Annotated in this window: 19 protein-coding genes; 13 read left to right on the forward strand and 6 right to left on the reverse strand. The window is 62.0% G+C overall.

Going from position 1 to position 18,600, the window contains the following annotated elements; genetic code table 11:
• Positions 1-62: 62 nt before the first annotated feature.
• The 6 genes from AC6I9R_RS16545 to AC6I9R_RS16570 all read right to left on the reverse strand — a co-directional run bounded on the left by AC6I9R_RS16545 (position 63) and on the right by AC6I9R_RS16570 (position 6,740).
• On the reverse strand, positions 63-944 hold the full coding sequence (locus tag AC6I9R_RS16545) for a bile acid:sodium symporter family protein (protein WP_461427379.1): 882 nt from the start codon (positions 942-944) through the stop codon (positions 63-65).
• A 27-nt stretch (positions 945-971) separates the two neighbouring features.
• A complete protein-coding gene (locus AC6I9R_RS16550) occupies positions 972-2,693 on the reverse strand; it encodes an AMP-binding protein (protein WP_461427378.1) in 1,722 nt (573 codons plus the stop codon).
• A 140-nt stretch (positions 2,694-2,833) separates the two neighbouring features.
• The gene (locus tag AC6I9R_RS16555; RefSeq protein WP_461427377.1) at positions 2,834-3,388 is read right to left on the reverse strand and encodes a PqiC family protein; all 555 of its coding nucleotides are present in this window, start codon (positions 3,386-3,388) and stop codon (positions 2,834-2,836) included.
• Position 3,389: 1 nt separating this feature from the next.
• Positions 3,390-5,465, reverse strand: a complete 2,076-nt coding sequence (locus AC6I9R_RS16560; protein WP_461427376.1) for a PqiB family protein — start codon at positions 5,463-5,465, stop codon at positions 3,390-3,392.
• Complete coding sequence (locus tag AC6I9R_RS16565; RefSeq protein WP_461427375.1) at positions 5,458-6,081, reverse strand: paraquat-inducible protein A; 624 nt, start codon at positions 6,079-6,081, stop codon at positions 5,458-5,460. The genes AC6I9R_RS16560 and AC6I9R_RS16565 overlap by 8 nt, the downstream gene beginning before the upstream one ends.
• On the reverse strand, positions 6,069-6,740 hold the full coding sequence (locus AC6I9R_RS16570) for a paraquat-inducible protein A (RefSeq protein ID WP_461427374.1): 672 nt from the start codon (positions 6,738-6,740) through the stop codon (positions 6,069-6,071). The genes AC6I9R_RS16565 and AC6I9R_RS16570 overlap by 13 nt, the downstream gene beginning before the upstream one ends.
• 465 nt (positions 6,741-7,205) lie before the next feature.
• On the opposite strand from AC6I9R_RS16570, the gene AC6I9R_RS16575 reads away from it, so the two are divergent.
• The 13 genes from AC6I9R_RS16575 (at position 7,206) to AC6I9R_RS16635 (ending at position 18,597) form a co-directional block, all read left to right on the forward strand.
• Positions 7,206-8,009 carry a transporter substrate-binding domain-containing protein gene (locus AC6I9R_RS16575; protein ID WP_461427373.1) on the forward strand — a complete coding sequence of 268 codons (804 nt, stop codon included), beginning with the start codon at positions 7,206-7,208 and terminating at the stop codon, positions 8,007-8,009.
• A 7-nt stretch (positions 8,010-8,016) separates the two neighbouring features.
• Complete coding sequence (locus tag AC6I9R_RS16580) at positions 8,017-8,814, forward strand: amino acid ABC transporter permease (RefSeq protein ID WP_461427372.1); 798 nt, start codon at positions 8,017-8,019, stop codon at positions 8,812-8,814.
• A 21-nt stretch (positions 8,815-8,835) separates the two neighbouring features.
• A complete protein-coding gene (locus AC6I9R_RS16585) occupies positions 8,836-9,573 on the forward strand; it encodes a creatininase family protein (RefSeq protein WP_461427371.1) in 738 nt (245 codons plus the stop codon).
• Between the two features lie 117 nt (positions 9,574-9,690).
• Positions 9,691-10,452, forward strand: a complete 762-nt coding sequence (locus AC6I9R_RS16590; RefSeq protein ID WP_461427370.1) for a phosphorylase family protein — start codon at positions 9,691-9,693, stop codon at positions 10,450-10,452.
• 41 nt (positions 10,453-10,493) lie between these two features.
• Positions 10,494-11,729, forward strand: a complete 1,236-nt coding sequence (locus AC6I9R_RS16595) for an ABC transporter substrate-binding protein (protein WP_461427369.1) — start codon at positions 10,494-10,496, stop codon at positions 11,727-11,729.
• Positions 11,730-11,813: 84 nt separating this feature from the next.
• A complete protein-coding gene (locus tag AC6I9R_RS16600; RefSeq protein ID WP_461427368.1) occupies positions 11,814-12,671 on the forward strand; it encodes an ABC transporter permease in 858 nt (285 codons plus the stop codon).
• 1 nt (position 12,672) lies between these two features.
• Positions 12,673-13,497 carry an ABC transporter permease gene (locus AC6I9R_RS16605; protein ID WP_461427367.1) on the forward strand — a complete coding sequence of 275 codons (825 nt, stop codon included), beginning with the start codon at positions 12,673-12,675 and terminating at the stop codon, positions 13,495-13,497.
• Positions 13,494-14,534: an ABC transporter ATP-binding protein gene (locus AC6I9R_RS16610; protein WP_461427366.1), complete on the forward strand. Its 1,041-nt coding sequence runs from the start codon at positions 13,494-13,496 to the stop codon at positions 14,532-14,534. Before AC6I9R_RS16605 ends, AC6I9R_RS16610 begins: the two co-directional genes overlap by 4 nt.
• A gap of 13 nt (positions 14,535-14,547) precedes the next feature.
• Positions 14,548-15,384, forward strand: coding sequence for a sugar phosphate isomerase/epimerase family protein (locus AC6I9R_RS16615; protein ID WP_461427365.1), 837 nt, complete (start codon positions 14,548-14,550; stop codon positions 15,382-15,384).
• A complete protein-coding gene (locus AC6I9R_RS16620; RefSeq protein WP_461427364.1) occupies positions 15,381-15,911 on the forward strand; it encodes a DAK2 domain-containing protein in 531 nt (176 codons plus the stop codon). The genes AC6I9R_RS16615 and AC6I9R_RS16620 overlap by 4 nt, the downstream gene beginning before the upstream one ends.
• Positions 15,908-16,924, forward strand: coding sequence for a dihydroxyacetone kinase subunit DhaK (locus AC6I9R_RS16625; RefSeq protein ID WP_461427363.1), 1,017 nt, complete (start codon positions 15,908-15,910; stop codon positions 16,922-16,924). Before AC6I9R_RS16620 ends, AC6I9R_RS16625 begins: the two co-directional genes overlap by 4 nt.
• 2 nt (positions 16,925-16,926) lie before the next feature.
• Positions 16,927-17,823: a tagatose 1,6-diphosphate aldolase gene (locus tag AC6I9R_RS16630; protein WP_461427362.1), complete on the forward strand. Its 897-nt coding sequence runs from the start codon at positions 16,927-16,929 to the stop codon at positions 17,821-17,823.
• Between the two features lie 9 nt (positions 17,824-17,832).
• Complete coding sequence (locus tag AC6I9R_RS16635; RefSeq protein ID WP_461427361.1) at positions 17,833-18,597, forward strand: SDR family oxidoreductase; 765 nt, start codon at positions 17,833-17,835, stop codon at positions 18,595-18,597.
• Positions 18,598-18,600 lie beyond the last annotated feature (3 nt).

Raw genomic sequence — 18,600 nt, forward strand, 5'->3', positions numbered from 1 at the left:
TGGCCGATTGCGGTCCCTATTTCAAGCATTTGCGCTGTCCCATGTGGTCGCGCAGGTCTGCGCTACAACAACCCGTCCGGCATCTTCTGCTCTGCCGCCGTATTGGCGCGGCGGAAGTAGAGCGTCACCAGCGTCGAAACGATCACGATGAACAACGAATAAAGCACCGGGACAGCGTTGACCGCCTGCTGCTCCACGCCCGAGAAGGTAAACGCGATGATCGCAATGGCCAGTGGGCCGTTCTGGATCCCCGTCTCAAGCCCGACCGTGCGCGCGTTGCGCGGGTGTAGCTTGAGCGTTTTCGCAAACAGATAGCCAACCGTGATGCCGATCAGGCCCAATGCGATAGAGGCCGCGTAGGTCGCCCAAGACGTCTCCATCAGGAAGGTGAAGTTGCGCGGGATCCACGAGACGACCAGAAAGGCGATGAAGAAGATGGCCAGCATGGAGCCCATGAACTCGGTCACCGCGCCAATGTTGGCATTCAACTTGCGCAGCACCATTCCAATGGCCACAGGCACCAGCAGCAAAACGAGCGTTGCGATGATGTTTTCGCGCGGGATATCGACGTCGAGCGCGCCCGCGTAGACCACGAGCACGATAGGGATCAGAATCACGCCAAAGACAGTGGACGTGACCGTCATCAGCACCGACAGAGCCAGATTGCCCTTCGAGAAATAGGTGAAAATGTTCGACGTCGTGCCACCGGGCATACATGACATGATCAGGATGCCGATCTTGATCGGGTCCGACACCGGCAGCGTCAGTGCCAGAAGGAACCCGATGAGCGGCATGAAGCCATATTGAGAGACGACGCCGATCATCAGCCCGTAGGGCCGCTTGAGCGCCAGCAAGAAATCACGCGGTGTCAAAGACGCGCCCATCCCCAGCATGATCACAAAGATCATCAGGGCGAGGATTGCCTGCTCTAAGGGTCCAACCATGGGGCTTATCTACCTATTCTCAGGGGCTTAGGATGCGTCACGCAACGCAATTTCTTCGTTGCGCAGATCCTTGCGCAGGATCTTTCCGACGTTCGATTTGGGCAGATCATCGCGCAATTCTACGGTCTTGGGGACCTTGTAGGCGGTCAGATGCTCTTTGCAGTAGGCGCGAATGGCGGCGTCCGTCAGGGTTTGGTCCTGCAGCACGACGAAGGCCTTCACCGCCTCGCCCGAAGCGCCATCGGGCACGCCGATCACGGCGGCTTCCAGGATGCCGGGGTGGCGGGCCAGGCAATCCTCGATCTCGTTGGGGTAGACGTTGAAACCCGAGACCAACACCATGTCTTTTTTGCGGTCCACGATGGAGAAATATCCATCCGCATCCATCACGCCGATGTCGCCGGTCAGCAGCCAGTCGTCCTGCATGGTCTTGGCGGTCTCTTCCGGTTTGTTCCAGTAGCCCTTCATGATCTGGGGGCCTCGCGCCGCCAGCTCTCCGGCGTCGCCCAAGGGAACTTCGTTGCCGTCATCGTCGAGGCATTTCAACTCGGTTGACGGAACGGGGATGCCGATGGAGCCGGGGCGGGTCTTGCCCAACGGATTAAACGTGATCACCGGCGAGGATTCCGTCATCCCGTAGCCTTCCAGCACTGGTTTGCCCGTGACCTCTTCCCACCGCTCCGCGACCGAGCTCTGCAAGGCCATCCCCCCAGCTGACGCGAATTTCAGCGCTTTTGGCGGGCTGTCCTGAAACCAGATCTCATTGCTCAGCCCGTTGAAGAGCGTGTTCACACCGCTCATCCAGGTGATTGGGTAATTCTCGAACGCGCGCTTGAGGTTCGCCAGCGGGCGCGGATTGGGGATCAGGATGTTGCGCGCGCCGAGGTAGTAGAACCCCAGTAGGTTCACCGTGAACGCAAAAATATGATAGAGCGGCAGGGCGGTCAGGGCGACTTCGCGGCCCTTCTCGACCCCGCTGATCATCTCCATCGTCTGTTCCATGTTCAGAAGCAGGTTCGCATGGGTCAGCATCGCGCCCTTTGCCACGCCGGTGGTGCCGCCGGTGTACTGAAGGCAGGCGATGTCGTCAGGCGACAACGCGCTGCGATAGCCTTCGACGGCAATTCGGGCGGCTGTGCTTTTCTGGTGCCCGGCCTCGACCGCCTCGGGCAGGCGGATATGTGGCAGAGTGATCGGAGCCAGCGTCCGGTCCCAGTGCTTTTGCACCAGCCGCACGATCCCGCGCGGCATGGCGGGGAAGTATTCGGCCACCTGGGTGACGATGATGTTGGGGATGGGATGACCCTTGAGCGCCTCGGTCAGTTTGTCAGCAAAGATGTCCACGACGATCAGCGCCTGGGGTTCGGCATCGGCGAACTGATGGGCCATTTCCTCGGCGGTATAGAGCGGGTTGACGTTTACGATGACGCAACCCGCCTTGAGGATCGCGAAGGCCGCCACGGGAAAGCCCAAACCGTTGGGCATCTGCACCGCTACGCGGTCGCCCTGCTTCAGCCCCGCCGTTTCGCGCAGGTACACGGCCAACCCGTCGGACATCTCATCTACCTGAGCGAAGGTGAGTGAGCCGTTCATCCCGTTGGGCAGGCAGGCGGTGAATGCCGTTTGATCCTTGTAGAGGTTGGACACGGCACTGACCATATCGCCGATGGTCCGGTACTGCGCAGCCTCAATCTCGGGCCGCACGGAGGGACCATAATAGGCGGTCCAAGGTTTTTCTGACTGGCTCATAACCCCTCCCAAGATCACCGCGCCACCTTACAAGGTGACGGCGCGTATACGAGAGGTTTTTGCGGCGCTGGACCGTTACTCAACGTCAAACGTTTCAGGGTTGCCGGACCCGAGGCCCGTCGGTGACGTCGAGGGCGCGTCTAAAGCTGCCCGGCGATCTGCTCGGACAAGGTGCGCCAGGCTTGGGCATGGGCGTCGGCCAAAGCAGGCAAACCTTCGCCGCGCACCGGCACAACGACATCGAAGCTGCGGATACGCTCAGCCCATTCACCGTCTTCGCGGCGGATCGCGAACTGGCCGCTCAGGTGCAACTGTCCGTCTGCCCGCACCAACATACGCTCGGCCCGGACCGTCAGTTCGGCGTCGGGGAAAGAGCTGAGCGGCCAGGGCGCGCGGGCAACGGAGGCATTGGTGATCTGCGACAGGTGGCGTACCACCGCGTTGGCCATCGCATCTTCGGGCACATCAGCCCAGATCAGATCCGGCAGGATTTCGATCAACCCGTCTTCCGTTTCGCGCGCCACCTCGGAGGCATTGGCATATTCCGGCAGCGCGATGTCCCCCACCACGACCGAACGCACCGACACCCGTGTCTGCATGTCCGAGGCCGCAGGGCTGATCGACAGGCGCGCGGGCTCTCCGCCGCAACCCGCGAGGAAAAACGCCAGCACAATCGTGATCCGGGCCAGGTTCATTCTATCGTCCTCTGATCAACGAGTCGGGGTTGCGCTCGATGGCGCGGGCCAGCGACCGGAAGGCATCTGCGGCCTGCGAGATATCCGCAATTGCGGCGCGCAGGTCGCGGTAGACGGTGGAATCGTCATCGTAGTCTCCTGCCAAACCCTGCAACGACGCAACCAGTGAGTCGAGCCGTGTGACAATCGCCGGCACCTGTTCTGCCGCCGACTGGATCGAGGCAAAGGCCGAATCCGCCGAGGCAAGCGTGCTGCTGAGGTTCTCGGCAACGCCGCCCTCACGCAGCGCGGTCAGGATCGCAGAAAGCTCCGTCAGAGACGTGTTGAGGGACGCGGGCAGATCCTCGGTTTCCTCGCCCGCAAGGATCGTTTCGATCCGTTGCAGCACCCTGTCAGCAGATGTCGCAGCGGCGGTGACGGGCGCCGTATCGAGCTGCGCCACGAGCGTTTCAACAGCACTCAACACGTCTGGCAAACCCGCCGTGAAGGTCTGAACGTTGGCGACGATGGCGTCTGTGCCCTCTAGCGCGGTCAACGTGGTGCCAAGGCCCTCGCTTTCGGAAATGCGCGTCACCAGGCCTTGCAGACCCTCCGCCGCAGCAGAAAGTTCGGTCAGGGTGGTCCCAATCTCTTCGGCAGTCACGACAGCGCGCGCTTCGCTCAGCAGCGCGTTGAGGTTGGCGGGGATCGCGCGAATGTCCTCGCCGGTGGACAGGACCGTGATCCCATCCAACGCGTCGATGGCCGAGTTCATCAGGTCTTCAATCGGCAAGGCCGCAACGCGAGAGACGATGGCATCGAAATCAGCAGACGCCTCGGTCACATTGGGCGGGTCCGCCGGGATCAGCGGCACCTCGATCAGGTCGGGTTCAAGCGCGCGTCCGTCGGGGTCTTCCTGTTCGAACATTTCCAGGATCAACGAGGTGCCCAAAAGCCCCTCGGACGCGACGCGGACCCGCAGGCCGTCTTGAACCCGCAGCGACAGCGCGGCGATCAAGGCGTCGACGGTCGCTACATCCGGCAGTCCGATCCGCGACGGCGAGATAGAGAAGCTGACCAGGATCTGCACGCCTTCCTCGGGCGCGCGGGGGTCGGTGAAGCCGATAATGCGCGTGACTTCGCCCACCCGAATGCCGCCGTAGCGCACCAGCGCGCCCAGCACGAGGCGCAGGTCTTCGGCGGGCATGATGACGCCAAGGGTCAGGGCCTGATCCACTGGCGCCTCAAACACGCTGAGCTGAGCGTCTTCGCGGTTGGCGTAGACGTCGAAGACCTGGCCCGCCTCAATCGGCTCCCCCCCGGTCACCAATGCGTCAAAGGCGACGCCGCCCTCCACCAGCGAGGCCAGGCTTTCAAAATTGATTGAAAGCCCGGAGGTGTTCAGGTCCACCGAGATGCCCGAGATGTCCCAGAAGCGCGTATTCGTCGACAGCCATTCATCATGGGGCGCTTCGATGAAGGCATCCATCGTCACGATTGTGCCCGTGGATGATAACTCGGGCACGCCGAGGCGGCCCACTTCGATCCCGTTGTATAAAACGGGCGCACCGGCGGCGAGTTGCCCGCCATCGCGCGCGCGCAAGACGATGCGCGTGCCCTCTTCGCCGGGCAGCGACAACGGCGTGGTCTCCAACGCGGTAAACCGATCCTGGGGCAGGCCTGCCACTCCGTCCCAAGTGCCTTCAATGAAAACGCCTGACAGGACCGTCGAAAGGCCCGTCACGCCCCTGGCCGAGACTTGAGGGCGCACGAGCCAGAACTCCGCCTCTGCATCTACGAACTGGGCAATCTCACTATCGATGCGGATATGGGCCTCGACCGCCTGGAACCCTTCCGAGAACTCAAGGTCCTCAACGCGCCCGACCTCAACGTCGCGAAACCGCAGGGGCGTCTCGCCCGCCTCGATCCCCGAGGCCGACGGCAAGGACACCACAATGACGGGGCCCTGATCGCGGTAGGATTGCACGACGACAAAGACCGAGATCGCCAAGGCCAGCACCGGCATCAGCAGGACCCAGGAGAACCCGCTTTTGCGCGGCGGCGTGATCTGAGGTTCTGGAAGATCTTCGTCAACCATGGTTGGCACTTTCCTCCAGACGATCCCAAATTTGCCGCGAGTCGAAGCTTTGGGCCGCGAGCATGGTGAACACCACGGACAAAGCGAAACAAACCGCGGCGATGCCGGGATTTATCGTCGCAAGGACATCGAATTGGACCAGTGCCGTCAGAATGGCAACCACAAACACATCGATCATCGACCAGCGTCCGATGAATTCAACCACTTCATGGAACAGCAATAGTCGGTGCGGGTCGGTACGATGGCGGCGGCCCGTCAGAACCGCGAGATAGGCGATGACTATGAACTTGCCCACCGGGATCACGATGCTGGCCACAAACACAATGATCGCAACCAGATAGGCGCCGTGATCGGCAAGGTCGATGACCCCGCCGATGATCGTGCTTTCCTCGGTCCTGAAGTTCTGCGTGGTGCGCAGCATCGGGTAGGTATTGGCGGGGATGTAGGCGATCAACCCCACCAGAAGCCAGGCCCAGACCCGCTGCTGGCTGAGCCCATCGCGGCTTTGCAGGCGCGCGTTGCACCGTGTGCACCGCGCCTGTCCCAGCGGCGCGACAAGGCCGCAACTGCGGCACACGACGCGGGCCGTCTCACGGGCGGTGATCACGCGTTCCATGTCAGCGCCGTCCATAGGGTATGGCGACACATCAGCGTGTCCTGGAACGCGTTCAGAATGACAACGAGCGAGAAGATCCAGAACGCAGGCCCGATTGCGATCGTTGCCAGATCCGCCAGTTTCACCAGGGCGACGGCAACGCCGACCATGAAGATCTCGGCCATTGCCCAGGGCTTCAACCAGAACGCCCCCCGTAGGGCCTGGACGGCGTAGGGCAGATTGCGTGTCCCGAGGGCAAGCGGGCCAAGCGCATATATTAGAAACATGAAACGGCTGATCGGCAGCATCAGGATAAACGCCAGAACTGCGACCGCCAGCGGCACCATGATGCCTGAACTGAAGCTGAGCACCACATCGATCACCGAGGCGGAGTTGTTGAACTGGCCTGCGTGCAATTCCAGAAACGGCAGAAACAACACCATAACCAGAAGGGCGATGTTGGTGACCGACAAGCTGAAAAGCCAGGCCACAGCCGCGCGCTTGCCGTAGGTCAATTGATGGCCGCAGCGCGGGCACTCGGTCGCCTGATCCGACAACTCGGGCCGCAGGCGGAAGACCGCGTCGCACACGGCGCAGCCCAATAGGCCGACGGGCACGGTCGAACCGACGCTGGGACCGTTGTTCTGGCCATCCTCTGATTGCACGGTCGTTGAAACCATGTGCATCGCTCCCCCATGGCAGACGAAGGGAAAGGATGATCGCCTGGGCCTCTGCGTGCAAGGGGGTTATCGGACCGCGACGGTGATCGCATAGGCGAGAGCAGGTGGGAGGAGCACAGCAGCGAGGGCCTACGGCGCAATTTTCGCCAAGCCGCCCGTGCAACGATCACATAACAGAGAGCGCATGGCGCGTCCCCACCCGGCGCGGCCTTTCTTGTTGACGAAAGAAGGTCCCTGCCTCAACCATTCGACCCAAAGGTCACGCACCGCGCCCGGCAATAAATCAAGGGAAGGCGCAGGGACTTGGCTAAACGCAATCTTGCACTCACTCCGCAAGACCTTACCGCCGCGCTCAAGTACGTCATCTGCGTGGCTTCACGCATCCGAACCGTGCTCAGGATCTAAACAGAGCCATAGGCACGTAATAACAACACGAACCAAACTTGAAGACAGGGGACGAATTCCATGAATAGAAGAGACATTTTCGTTGCAGGTGCGCTCGGCACCGGGGTTGCAATGCTGACAGGCCCGAAGGCCGCCCAAGCACACCCCGATGAGTCGCGGCTAGAGCGTATTCTGAGCAGTGGCACCTTGCGGGTCGGCACCACCGGCGATTTCAACCCGATGTCGTTCCGCGACACGGCCACCAACAGCCGCGCGGGCTACGACATCGAGGCGATGACGCAGCTGGCCGCCGATCTGGGCGTTGAGATCGAGTGGGTGGTCGCCGAATGGGCCACGATCACCGCCGGTATCGCGGCGGATCGCTATGACATCTTCTCGGGCGCGTCGGTCAACACCTCGCGGGCGCGCGTAGCGGCGTTCTCTGTGCCCTACACCGAGGCCGGCACCGTGCCGCTTTCGATGGCCGCCAATGCCGAGCGGTTCCCCACCTGGGAGTCGATCAACCAGGCAGGCGTCACCGTCGCCGTGTCCCAGGGCACCGTGTTCGAAGAACAGGCGCGCGCTCACTTCCCGGACGCCGAGATCCGGGGCGTGCAATCGCCCGCGACCGGTTTTCAGGAGGTCCTGTCGGGTCGTGCCGATGTCACCATCACGTCCAACGTGGAAGGCGGCACGCTGGTGTCGCGCTTTGAAGAGCTGCGCATCCTCGTGCCGGGCTCTGAAATGCGCAACCGCCGTCCCTTCGCCTATGTGATGGACGCAAACGATCAGGTCTGGATCAACTTCGTGAACACCTGGGTCACGCTTAAGCGGACCGAGGGTTTCTTTGACGGCCTCAACCGCACCTGGCTTGGCCAGAGCTGATCTCTGGATGACCCTTACATTCCCTAAAATCCGGGGGCGCTGGCTTGTGCCAGCGCTCCTGCTCGTTGCGGTCCTGGCGCTTTCGGGGTGCGGCGGCGGATCCGGCAGCGGCTACAACTTTGCCTGGTATATCCTGTCGCCCAATGATGCGCGCGGGCAGGCGAACCTCTCGTTCCTGCTGGCAGGGTTCTGGGCCACGATCATCATATCGACCCTGGCGATGCTGATCTCGCTGGCCATCGGATTGATGGTGGCGCTGATGGGCATCTCGACACGTCGTTGGCTATTTGTGCTCAGCCGCGTCTACATCGAATTCTTCCGCTCCATCCCGCTTCTGGTGATGATCCTTTGGGTCTACTACGGCCTGCCTGCCCTGACGGGCGTGCAGTTCGGCGTATTCCTGACCGGCCTGATCTGCCTCGCGGTCTCCGACAGCGCCTTCACATCCGAGATTTTCCGCGCCGGGCTTCAGTCGATCAAGAAGGGACAGGGCGAGGCCGCGCGCAGCCTGGGTCTGTCCGGGTGGCAGACGATGCGGCTTGTCATCCTGCCGCAAGTAATCCGCGCTGTGCTGCCCGCCCTGGGCAACCAATATGTCTACATCCTCAAGATGTCCTCGCTCGTATCGATCATCGGGTTCCAGGACCTAACGCGGCGCGCCAATGAGCTGACCCTGACCGAGTTCCGACCGCTGGAAATCTACAGCTTCCTGGTGCTGGAATACCTCGTCCTGATCCTTCTGGTCTCTTGGGGCGTACGGGTGATGGAACGGCGGATGGGCACTGGCGTTCATGGCCGCAACTAGGCGCGCGCAAAGGGGCGTCCGATGAGGTTGGATCAGATGTCTTGGGAAGAGGTCGAGGTCTACCTCGCCCAGCGCGACGACGCGATCCTGCCCGTGGGCTCGACTGAACAACACGGCCCCATCGGCCTGATTGGCACTGATACGCTCTGTGCCAAGGCCGTGGCCGAGGCCGCCGCCGCGCATAGCGGCTCAGTTGTCCTACCGCCGGTCGGATACACGCCAGCGCCTTTCAACATGGGTTTTCCCGGCACCATATCGGTCACGGAGGCGACGTTCACGGCCCTCGTCTCCGAAATTGTCCAAGCGCTGGCCGTCCATGGGTTCCGGCGGCTCTATGTGCTCAATGGTCACGGGGCCAACCTTGCGCCCTTGAAGGCCCTCGCGACGGATGCCCCTTTGCAGGTCCGCATCCGGTCATGGTGGGACTACCCACAGACCAGCGCCTTGCGCACATCGCTTTATGGCGGATGGGAGGGGATGCACGCGACCCCGTCCGAGATTGCCATCACCCAGGCCCTGCACCGCCGCATTGACCGCGCGCCCCTGCCTGCCCCCGAAGCGCTGGACACGGCTTTTCGCGCCGCGCACGCGGGGGATCGCCACGGGCCGCCCGACGAACACCGCGCTCGGTTTCCCTGCGGCAGGGTTGGGTCATGGTCCGAACTGGCACGCCCCGAGCACGGGGCGGATCTGCTGGCGCTTGCCGCAGCAGAAGCGGCTGAGGATCTGTCAGAATTCCTGGGTCAGCCTAACGCCTGACACCGCGACAAGCTGCGACGTCCCAAGGAATTGCTTGACGGTTTTGAGTTGTTCCTATCAAATTGTATTTACAAATTTTTGACACACCGCACCCCCCGCACCCAAGGATACCCTTGCATGGCGATCCTCGACTATTCGGACAAGATCTGGCGCGAGGCCCTGAATATGCCGCCGGGACGGGAGCCTGATGCGCTGATCCTGGAAGGGACGTGGTGGCGAGAGACGGCGACAGAATCCCGCCTCGGGTTGCTCCACGACGTGGTTGAACTGCCCTTTCCAGACATGTTCCTGGGCACATGGCAGGACCTCAAGATCGTCTATTGCTGTGCCTACGGCGCCGCGCGCGCGGTCGAACCGGCGCATATCTTCGCCCAAATCGGCACGCCGACGCTGATCCAGATCGGCACCTGCGGGACGCTGGACATGGACGTCGGCACCGGGATGGTCGCCCTGCCTGAAACCGTGGCGGCGCGCGATGGTGTATCGCAATACTACGGCGCAGGCGCGGAGGTCTGGACCGACCCCGCCCTTGTTGGCCTGGCAGAGGCAGGGCTGAAAGCCCGCGATGTCACCACCGCACGCACCAATCACCTGACCTGGCCAAGTCTTTTTGCGCAATCCGATGAAATGTGTGCAGAATGGACGGCAGAGGGACTTGTCTCCATCGATATGGAGACCTCCGCCGTGATTGCCGCGGCAGACAAATACGGGGCCAAGACGGTGTCCTTGTTGTCGGTCTGGGATGCTTTGCCCCACGGCCGAACCTTTATGGACCCCCTGGCACCCGAAGACGCAGCGCGGCTGAAACGATCCAATGAGATCGTGTTTGAAGTGGCGCTGGAGGTGGCGAAACAAGCCCTGGAACGGCGGGCCGCATGACATCCGACGACGCGTGAAATCAAGTAAATCTGGGAGGACAAATGAAACACTTATCTAAACTGGCCACCACGGTCGCTGCCGTAGCCCTGCTGCCGATGGGAGCAATCGCCCAATCCGCAAATGGCGAAGCGTTGATCGCCATGGGATGGGACGGAATTGTGGAGCAAGCCCGCGGCGGCGAGGTCAATTGGTTCATGTGGGGCGGATCGGACACCATCAACCAATATGTCTCGGAATACATCGGCGGCATTCTGGAAGAGGAATACGATATCACCCTGAACCGGGTGGGCATCAGCGATACGGTTGAAGTCGTCAACATCGTGCTCGGTGAGCGGGAGGCCGGTAATCTGGATGACGGCTCTGTCGACATGATCTGGATCAACGGCGAAAACTTCCGCACCATGCAGCAGGGTGATCTGGCGTTCTGCGGATATCCAGATGTGCTGCCCAACAATGCGCTGATCAACTGGGACAACCCCGCGATTGCCAATGACTTTGGCGTGCCCGTCAATGGCTGCGAGATCCCGTGGAACACGGCGCAGTTTGCCTTCGCCTACAACACCGCGCTTTATGAAGACCCGCCAACGTCCATCCCCGCGCTGCTTGAGTGGATCGAGGCGAACCCCGGGCAGTTCACTTACCCCGCCCCACCTGATTTCAACGGCTCGGTCTTCGTGCGGCACGTGTTCTATCACGCCGCCGGTGGCGTCGAGAACCTGTTGGGAGAGTTCAACCAAGAGACCTATGACGAAGTCGCCGCCGCAACCTGGGAGATCCTGAACGGGATCGAGCCCTATCTGTGGCGCGAAGGCGCGACCTATCCGGCCTCCATGTCGGCGCTGGAGCAGCTTTATGCCAACCAGGAGGTCGGCATCATCTTCAACTATGAGCCCGCCAATGTGGGGGTGAACATCCTGAACGGAACGTTCCCGCCGACAACCCAGGGCTATGCCATGGAAGACGGGACAATCGGCAACACCAACTACACGCTGATCCCGTTCAACTCGCCCAACATGGCTGCGGCGCTGGTGCTGCAGAACGTCCTGCTGTCGCCCGAGGCGCAATTGGAGAAGCTGCAACCCGACGTCTGGGGCACTCAGCCCGGCATCGACATCAGCCGCCTGGATGGTGAAATGGCCGCCGCCTTCGCCGCGGTCGAGCGTCACCCCAACGTGGTGCCCGCCGAAGACCTCGCGGCCTCGGCCCTGCCGGAACTGCAAGCCTCGTGGATTTCCGCGATCGAGCAGGGCTGGCTGGAAAACGTCGGCTCCAACTGAGCCAACACCTCCCCACGCGCGCCCACGGCCCAAGTCCGGCGGCGCGCGTGAACCCTTTCCCACCGCGTAAAGGACAGCCTCCGCGTGTCTGACCGGCTCAAAATATTCCTGCTGTTGCTGCCTGCGATGTCGGTGATCGTGCTGCTGTTCTTCGGCGGCCTCGCCATCGGGTTGATGCGGTCGTTCAACTACATGCCGGTGATTGGCCTGACGGAGCCCAACTTCGACGCCTACATCGCGATCTTCTCGGACCGGGAGTTCTACCTCTCGTTCATGCTGAGCTTCTATATCAGCATTACATCAACGCTGATTTCCTGTGTCCTGGCGGTAGGCGCCGCGCTGCTGCTGCGTCGCGCCTTCATCGGGCGGGCAATCATCAACTTCCTGTTTCAGCTAAACCTGACGGTGCCGCATTTGGTCGGCGCCATCGGCATCCTCTACCTCTTCTCACAATCCGGCGTCTTCGCGCGGCTCGCGGCAGAGGTGGACCTGATCCAACGCCCTGCCGACTTCCCGGCGATGGTGTTTGACCCCTTCGCCATCGGCATCATCCTGCAGTATGTCTGGAAAGAGGTGCCGTTTATCGGCGTCATCGTGCTGGCCAATATGCAGGCCCTGGGCGAGAACTATGAAAGTGTCGCGCGCTCGCTCGGTGCATCAAAGTGGCAAAGCTTCCGCCATGTGCTGTTGCCCCTGATCTTTCCGGGCCTTCTCTCGGCCAGCGTGATCGTTTTCGCTTTCACCTTTGGCGCCTACGAGATCCCGGCGCTTCTGGGCGCGAATTATCCCGCTGCCCTGCCCGTTCTGGCCTACCGCAAATACACGGACGTGGACCTGGCCGCCCGACCCGAGGCGATGGCCCTGGCCATCATTATCGCGCTTTTGAGCGCCGTGATGCTCTATTTCTACATCCGCTACTCCCGCAAGAAAATAAGGGGCTGAGATGATTGGCGAAGACGGCATCTGGGCCAAGTGGTTCCGCTATCTCACCTGCCTGATCCTGGTGGTCTGGCTGGTCATGCCCCTGATCCCGCTGGCGATCTGGTCGTTCGCGCGCGGCTGGTTCTTTCCACAGATCCTGCCCAACCAATGGACGATGCAGGCCTGGGAATACGCGATGTCCGACACCTCGGGCGTGCTGGACAGCCTTTGGCTGACCATCGGCATTTCGCTGACAGCGACCGCCCTATCGATCCTGGTCGGCGTGCCTGCGGGCCGGGCGTTGGGCATGTACAAGTTCAAGGGCAAAGAAGTGGTGGAGCTGATGATCCTCGCCCCCACCATCGTGCCCGGCATCGCCGTGGTATTGGGCGTGCATTCGGTCTTCATCTTCCTCGGCCTCACCAACACGGTCCAAGGCGTGATCCTTGTCCACCTGATCCCGACACTGCCCTACATGACCCTCGTAATGGCGGGGATTTTCTCCAACTACGATCCGGCGTTCGAGGCGCAGGCGCGTTCTCTCGGGGCTTCGCCGCTCAAGACATTCTGGTACGTCACGCTGCCCGCGATCATGCCGGGGATCATCGTCGGCGGGCTTTTCGCGTTCCTCGTCTCGTGGAGCCAATATATCCTGACCCTGATGATCGGCGGCGGACGCGTCGTAACATTGCCGCTTTTGCTGTTCAACTTCGCCACATCGGGGCGCAACGACATCACCGGGGCCATCGGCATGATCTACATCCTGCCGGGCATCATCATCCTATTGCTCACCGCCAAGCAGCTATCAGGCCGTTCCGGCGCTGTCGGAGGCTTTGGCCGCATATGACCCATGTCTCCATCCAGGACCTGACCAAAATCTACCCCGGCGCCGATGCCCCGGCGCTCGACCGGTTGAACCTAGAAATCGCCAGTGGAGAGCTGACCGCGCTGCTCGGCCCATCGGGCTGCGGCAAGACCACGACGATGAAGATGATCGCGGGGCTTCTGGAGCCGACCTCCGGCGATGTGCGGTTCGACGACCGCTCTATCCTCAAGGACAAGCCCGAGCATCGCGGAGTTGTCATGGTGTTCCAGAACTACCTTCTGTTCCCCTACATGAGCGTGGCAGATAACGTTGGTTTTGGCCTGAAAATGCGCAAGACCGACCCCGCCGAGATCAAGCGCCGCGTGGGCAAGATGCTGGATCTGGTGAAGCTGCCAGACGTCGGCGACAGGCGGCCTTCGGCCCTGTCTGGCGGGCAACAACAACGGATCGCCTTGGCCCGCGCATTGATCGTTCAACCCGACGTTTTGTTGCTGGATGAGCCTTTGTCGAACCTCGACGCGCATCTGCGATTTGAGATGCGGGATTTAATCCGGTCGCTTCAGCAAGACATGGGCATCACCACGATCTTCGTGACCCACGACCAGGAAGAGGCCGTCGTGCTGGCCGACCGTGTGGCGCTGATCCTTGATGGGCAGATGAAGCAATATGATGCCGCAGATGTCTTCTACAAACGCCCCGTCGACGAATCCGTCGCGCGTTTCTTTGGCGGGCACAACTTCATTCCGGGCGCATCTGACGGGACGTTGTTTGACTGCGCGCTCGGGCGACTGGCCCTGCCCGATGGGGCACAAAGTGGCGCGGGCAAGCTGACCTTCCGGCCAGAGAACGTGCGCATTGGTCATGGACCGGGGGATCAGAACAACCTGACCGCCACACTGAACGAGATCATCTATCTGGGCACGCAAACCCGTTTGCGCCTGTCGGTCAGCGGCACGGCCGTCGAAGCCGTGGTGAACCCCAACGATGTGGAAGGCTACGCCCCCGGCGCCGAGGTGCCGATCCACCTTCCGGCGGGCACGCTATGGGTGATCGCATGAGGCGGAGGAGCTTATGAAGTACGGTATTCACGCAGGACTGTGGCAGGCCAGATGGACCGATGAGATCACGCCGATCCTGAAGACCGTGGCCGACCTGGGCTTCGACGGTGTCGAAGTCTCGCTGCTTGGCATGACCGATGAGAAGGCAGCGGTCTTGGGTCAAGCGGTAAGGGACCATGGGTTGGAGGTCACCTGCTCCGACGGTCTTGCGCCCGACAAGGACATCACGTCCGACAACGAACAAGCCCGCGCCGCAGGGGTGGATTACCTCACATGGGCCATCGAGACGACCGCCCGGATCGGGTCGCGCGGGTTGGCCGGTGTCGTCTTCGCGCCCTGGGGCGTGTTCGACCCGCTTAACAAACCCGCCCGCGCCGCGCGGTCTGCCGCGTGTCTGGGGCAGTTGGACGGCGTTCTGGCGGCCAATGACGTGACGCTGGGGATCGAAGCGCTGAACCGGTTCGAGACCGATCTCGTGAACACGGCGCAAGAGGCATGTGAGATCGCGCGCGCCAGCGGCTCATCTCGGGTCGGGGCCCTTCTGGATACCTTCCATCTGAATATGGAGGAGAAGGACATCACCGCCGCGATTTCCGCCTCCGCCGACAAGTTGGTGCATTTCCACGTCTCCGACAACGATCGCGGCGTCCCGGGCTCGGGCCACATTCCGTGGGATACGGTCAAGGCGGGGCTGGACCGGGCCGGGTATGACGGCTGGATCGTCGCCGAGATGTTCGTCATTGCAGGCAACCCGGCGAGCGCGGACCTCAACATCTGGCGCGATATTGAACCGGATGCCACCGATGCTGCCGCCCGTGCGCTGGCCTTTATGCGAAAGACGTTCGGATGAGGGCCGAATTTCTCTCCGCGCTCGTGGCCCGGTTCGAGGGGCTGGAGGATCAGTTGAACACGCTCGACGCGGCGACGGGCGACGGCGATCACGGCACAACCATCCTCAAAGGTCTGCGCGCCGCGATGGACGCGCCCGACACATCCGTCAAAGCATTTCGCCGTGCCGCCGGGGGCGCGTCGGGATCGTTGTTTGCGACAATCCTGGCGGCCTTGGAGGCCGCTGACGACGGCGCGCCGTTGAGCGAAGCTTTGGGCAAAGCCGCCGAAAGGATTGCGCAATTGGGCCAGGCGAAGGTGGGCGACAAGACGATGTTGGACGCGTTGATCCCAGCGGCTTCCAAGGCCACGGCTGGCGAGGCCGCTCAGGCCGCCGCTGCAGGACGCGATACCACCCGTGACATGGCGGCCAAACGGGGGCGCGCGAAATACGTTGAGGGCGCGGGCGTTGGGCATCTGGATGCGGGTGCCACAACGGTCGCGGAAATCCTGGACGAATACGCCAAGTTTGCCGAGGGCGCGCGATGAAAAAGCTGTTCAATTCTAAGGACAAAATGGTCGACGACATGATTGACGGTTTTGTTGCCGCCTTCCCCGCCATTGTGGCACGCGGCGCGGACCCTCGGGTGGTGCGGCGTAGGGACCTGCGGACCAAAGACGGCAAGGTCGCGCTGCTGATCGGAAACGGTAGTGGGCATGAGCCCATCGCCATGGGCTTTGTCGGCGAAGGACTGTTGGATGCCAATGTCGTGGGGGACGTCTTTGCCGCCCCCTCGCCCGATATGATCCTTGAAGGCATTGAGGAAGTCACCGGTGATGCAGGCGCGATCCTGTTGATTTCTCGCCATGAGGGGGATGTGATCAATGGGAACGCAGCGGCACTCCTGGCAGAGGACGAGGGCCTGAACGTCAGGCCCCTGCTGATGTATGACGACATATCCTCGGCCCCCAAGGGCCAGGAAGACGAGCGGCGCGGGGCCGCTGGAACGATGTTCATCTATAAGATCTTGGGCGCGGCGGCAGAGGCCGGGAAGACGATTGATGACCTCTACGCCTTGGGGGCCGACGTGCGCGCCGCAACCCGCACGCTTGGCGCGGCGGTTACGCCCGGCGTCTCGCCGCTGACCGGAGAGTTGATGTTCACCCTGCCCGATGATGAGGTTTTTATCGGTATGGGCGTCCATGGCGAACCCGGCGTCGGACGCCGAAAAATGGAGCCGATCACTGACCTTGTCGCCTTCATGTTGAGCGAGCTGTTGGAAGACCGCCCGATTGCGGTGGGCACGCCAACCGTCGTGTTGGTCAACGGCAGCGGTGGCACCACGATGATGGAGCTTCTGACGATCTATGGCGAGGTGGCGGCTCAGCTGTCGTCCAAGGGCATTCTGGCGGTGTCGCCGATGATCGGATCCTATTCGACCACGCAGGAGATGGGGGGATTTTCAATCTCCCTCCTGACGCCGACACCCCAAATGTTGGAGCTTTGGCGCGCGCCCCACGGCGCGCCGTATTTCCCCAGGATCCACGGACAGGGGGCGTAGCAATGAAGCGCGATTTCCATGGGGTAGCCGTCGACGCCGGAAGCGGGCTGGAAACCAGCATTCGCGCCGCGCGGGGCCCGCACGCGCGCGAGGATGATCTGCTGAGTTTCAAACGCGCGGTTCTGGAAGTGCTGGGTCCTGACGCCACGACCGTTCTGGTGGATGCCTCCTGCGGTCCTCAGCTTATCGGATCCTACCCGCCGACCTGCGCGCGGATGGTCGCGTTTGAGGCCGACGTTTACCGCATCTCAGACGAAGATCGGATCACCGTTCTGCCCGAGGGATTAGAAGTCTCCGACTATCCCGCCATGGACGTGGGCCTGTTGAAATTCTTCATCTACTACGCCCCGGACGATGACCCGGCGCTGAACGCCCGCAAACAGGACCTCGTCGCGGATATCGGCCAGCGCTGCAAGGATGCAGGCGTGCGGTATTTGATGGAGCCGTTGGTGTATCACCCCACCGTCGCGCCCGGGTCCGCGGATTATGCGCGGATAAAACCCGATCTTGTGCGGCGGGCTACGGAAGTCTTCGCCGCCCCTCGGTTTCAGGCCGATGTCCTGAAGGTCGAGATCCCCGTGGACCTCGACTTCGTGGAAGGGTTTGGCGAGCCGATGATGTCCCGCTCAGCGGCGCTGCAAGCGTTCCGCGACGCTGCCGCCCCCGCTGCCGGCATCGATCTCGTCTACCTCAGCGCAGGCGTCACGTTTGACCGGTTCGACGCGTCTTTGGCCATGGCGAAAGAGGCGGGCGTCGCGTTCCGGGGCTTTATGTGCGGGCGCGCGATCTGGTCTGACGCTGTGGGCGTGTTCGGCGAAAAGAGCGAGGCCGCGCTGCGCGATTGGTTGGCCGAGACAGGCCGCGCCCGACTGGCCCGTCTGATCAAGACGCTGAAATAGGGTGCCGTGATGCTGCTGGAAAACAAGATCGCAATCGTCACCGGAGGCTCCAGCGGCAATGGCCGTGCCATCGCGAAAGGCTTCGCCGCGCAGGGAGCAAAAGTGATCATTGCGGACCTGTCGCCCCAGGGGCGTGAAGGCGGCACACCGACGGTGGAGGCGATCAACGTCGATCATCCCGGCAGGGCCAAATTCGTGGCCTGCGACGTCAGCCAAATTGGGGAGCTGGAGGCACTGGTGAAAGTGGCCGAGGATTGGGGCGGGTTGGACATCATGGTCAACAACGCGGGCATCCTGCAAAAGGAACCCTTCCTCGAGGCCACCGAAACAACCTTCCACCGGATGACCGATGTAAACGTCAAAAGCGTCTTTTTCGGAGCGCAGATGGCGGCGCGGGCCATGGCCAAGCGCAAAAGTGGCGTAATCATCAACATGTGCTCCATCGCAGGAATGCGCGGCACGGGCGGCTTCACCCACTACAACATGACCAAAGGCGCGGTCCGGCTGCTGACCTACGCGCTTGCCGATGAACTGGGGCCGATGGGCATTCGGGTGAACAACGTTAATCCGGGGATCATGCGCACCCAGATGAACATCGAGGATGACCCGGTGATCGGCACGGAAACCGGCGAAGGCTACCTTGATATGATCCCCGCGCGTCGCTGGGGCACGCCGGAGGAAGTGGCAGATGCCTGCATCTATCTGGCCTCGGACCTTGCGACATACGTCATGGGGACGTCTTTGGTTGTCGATGGCGGGTATTTGAGGATTTGAGTC

The sequence above is a fragment of the Gymnodinialimonas sp. genome (genome assembly GCF_059726805.1).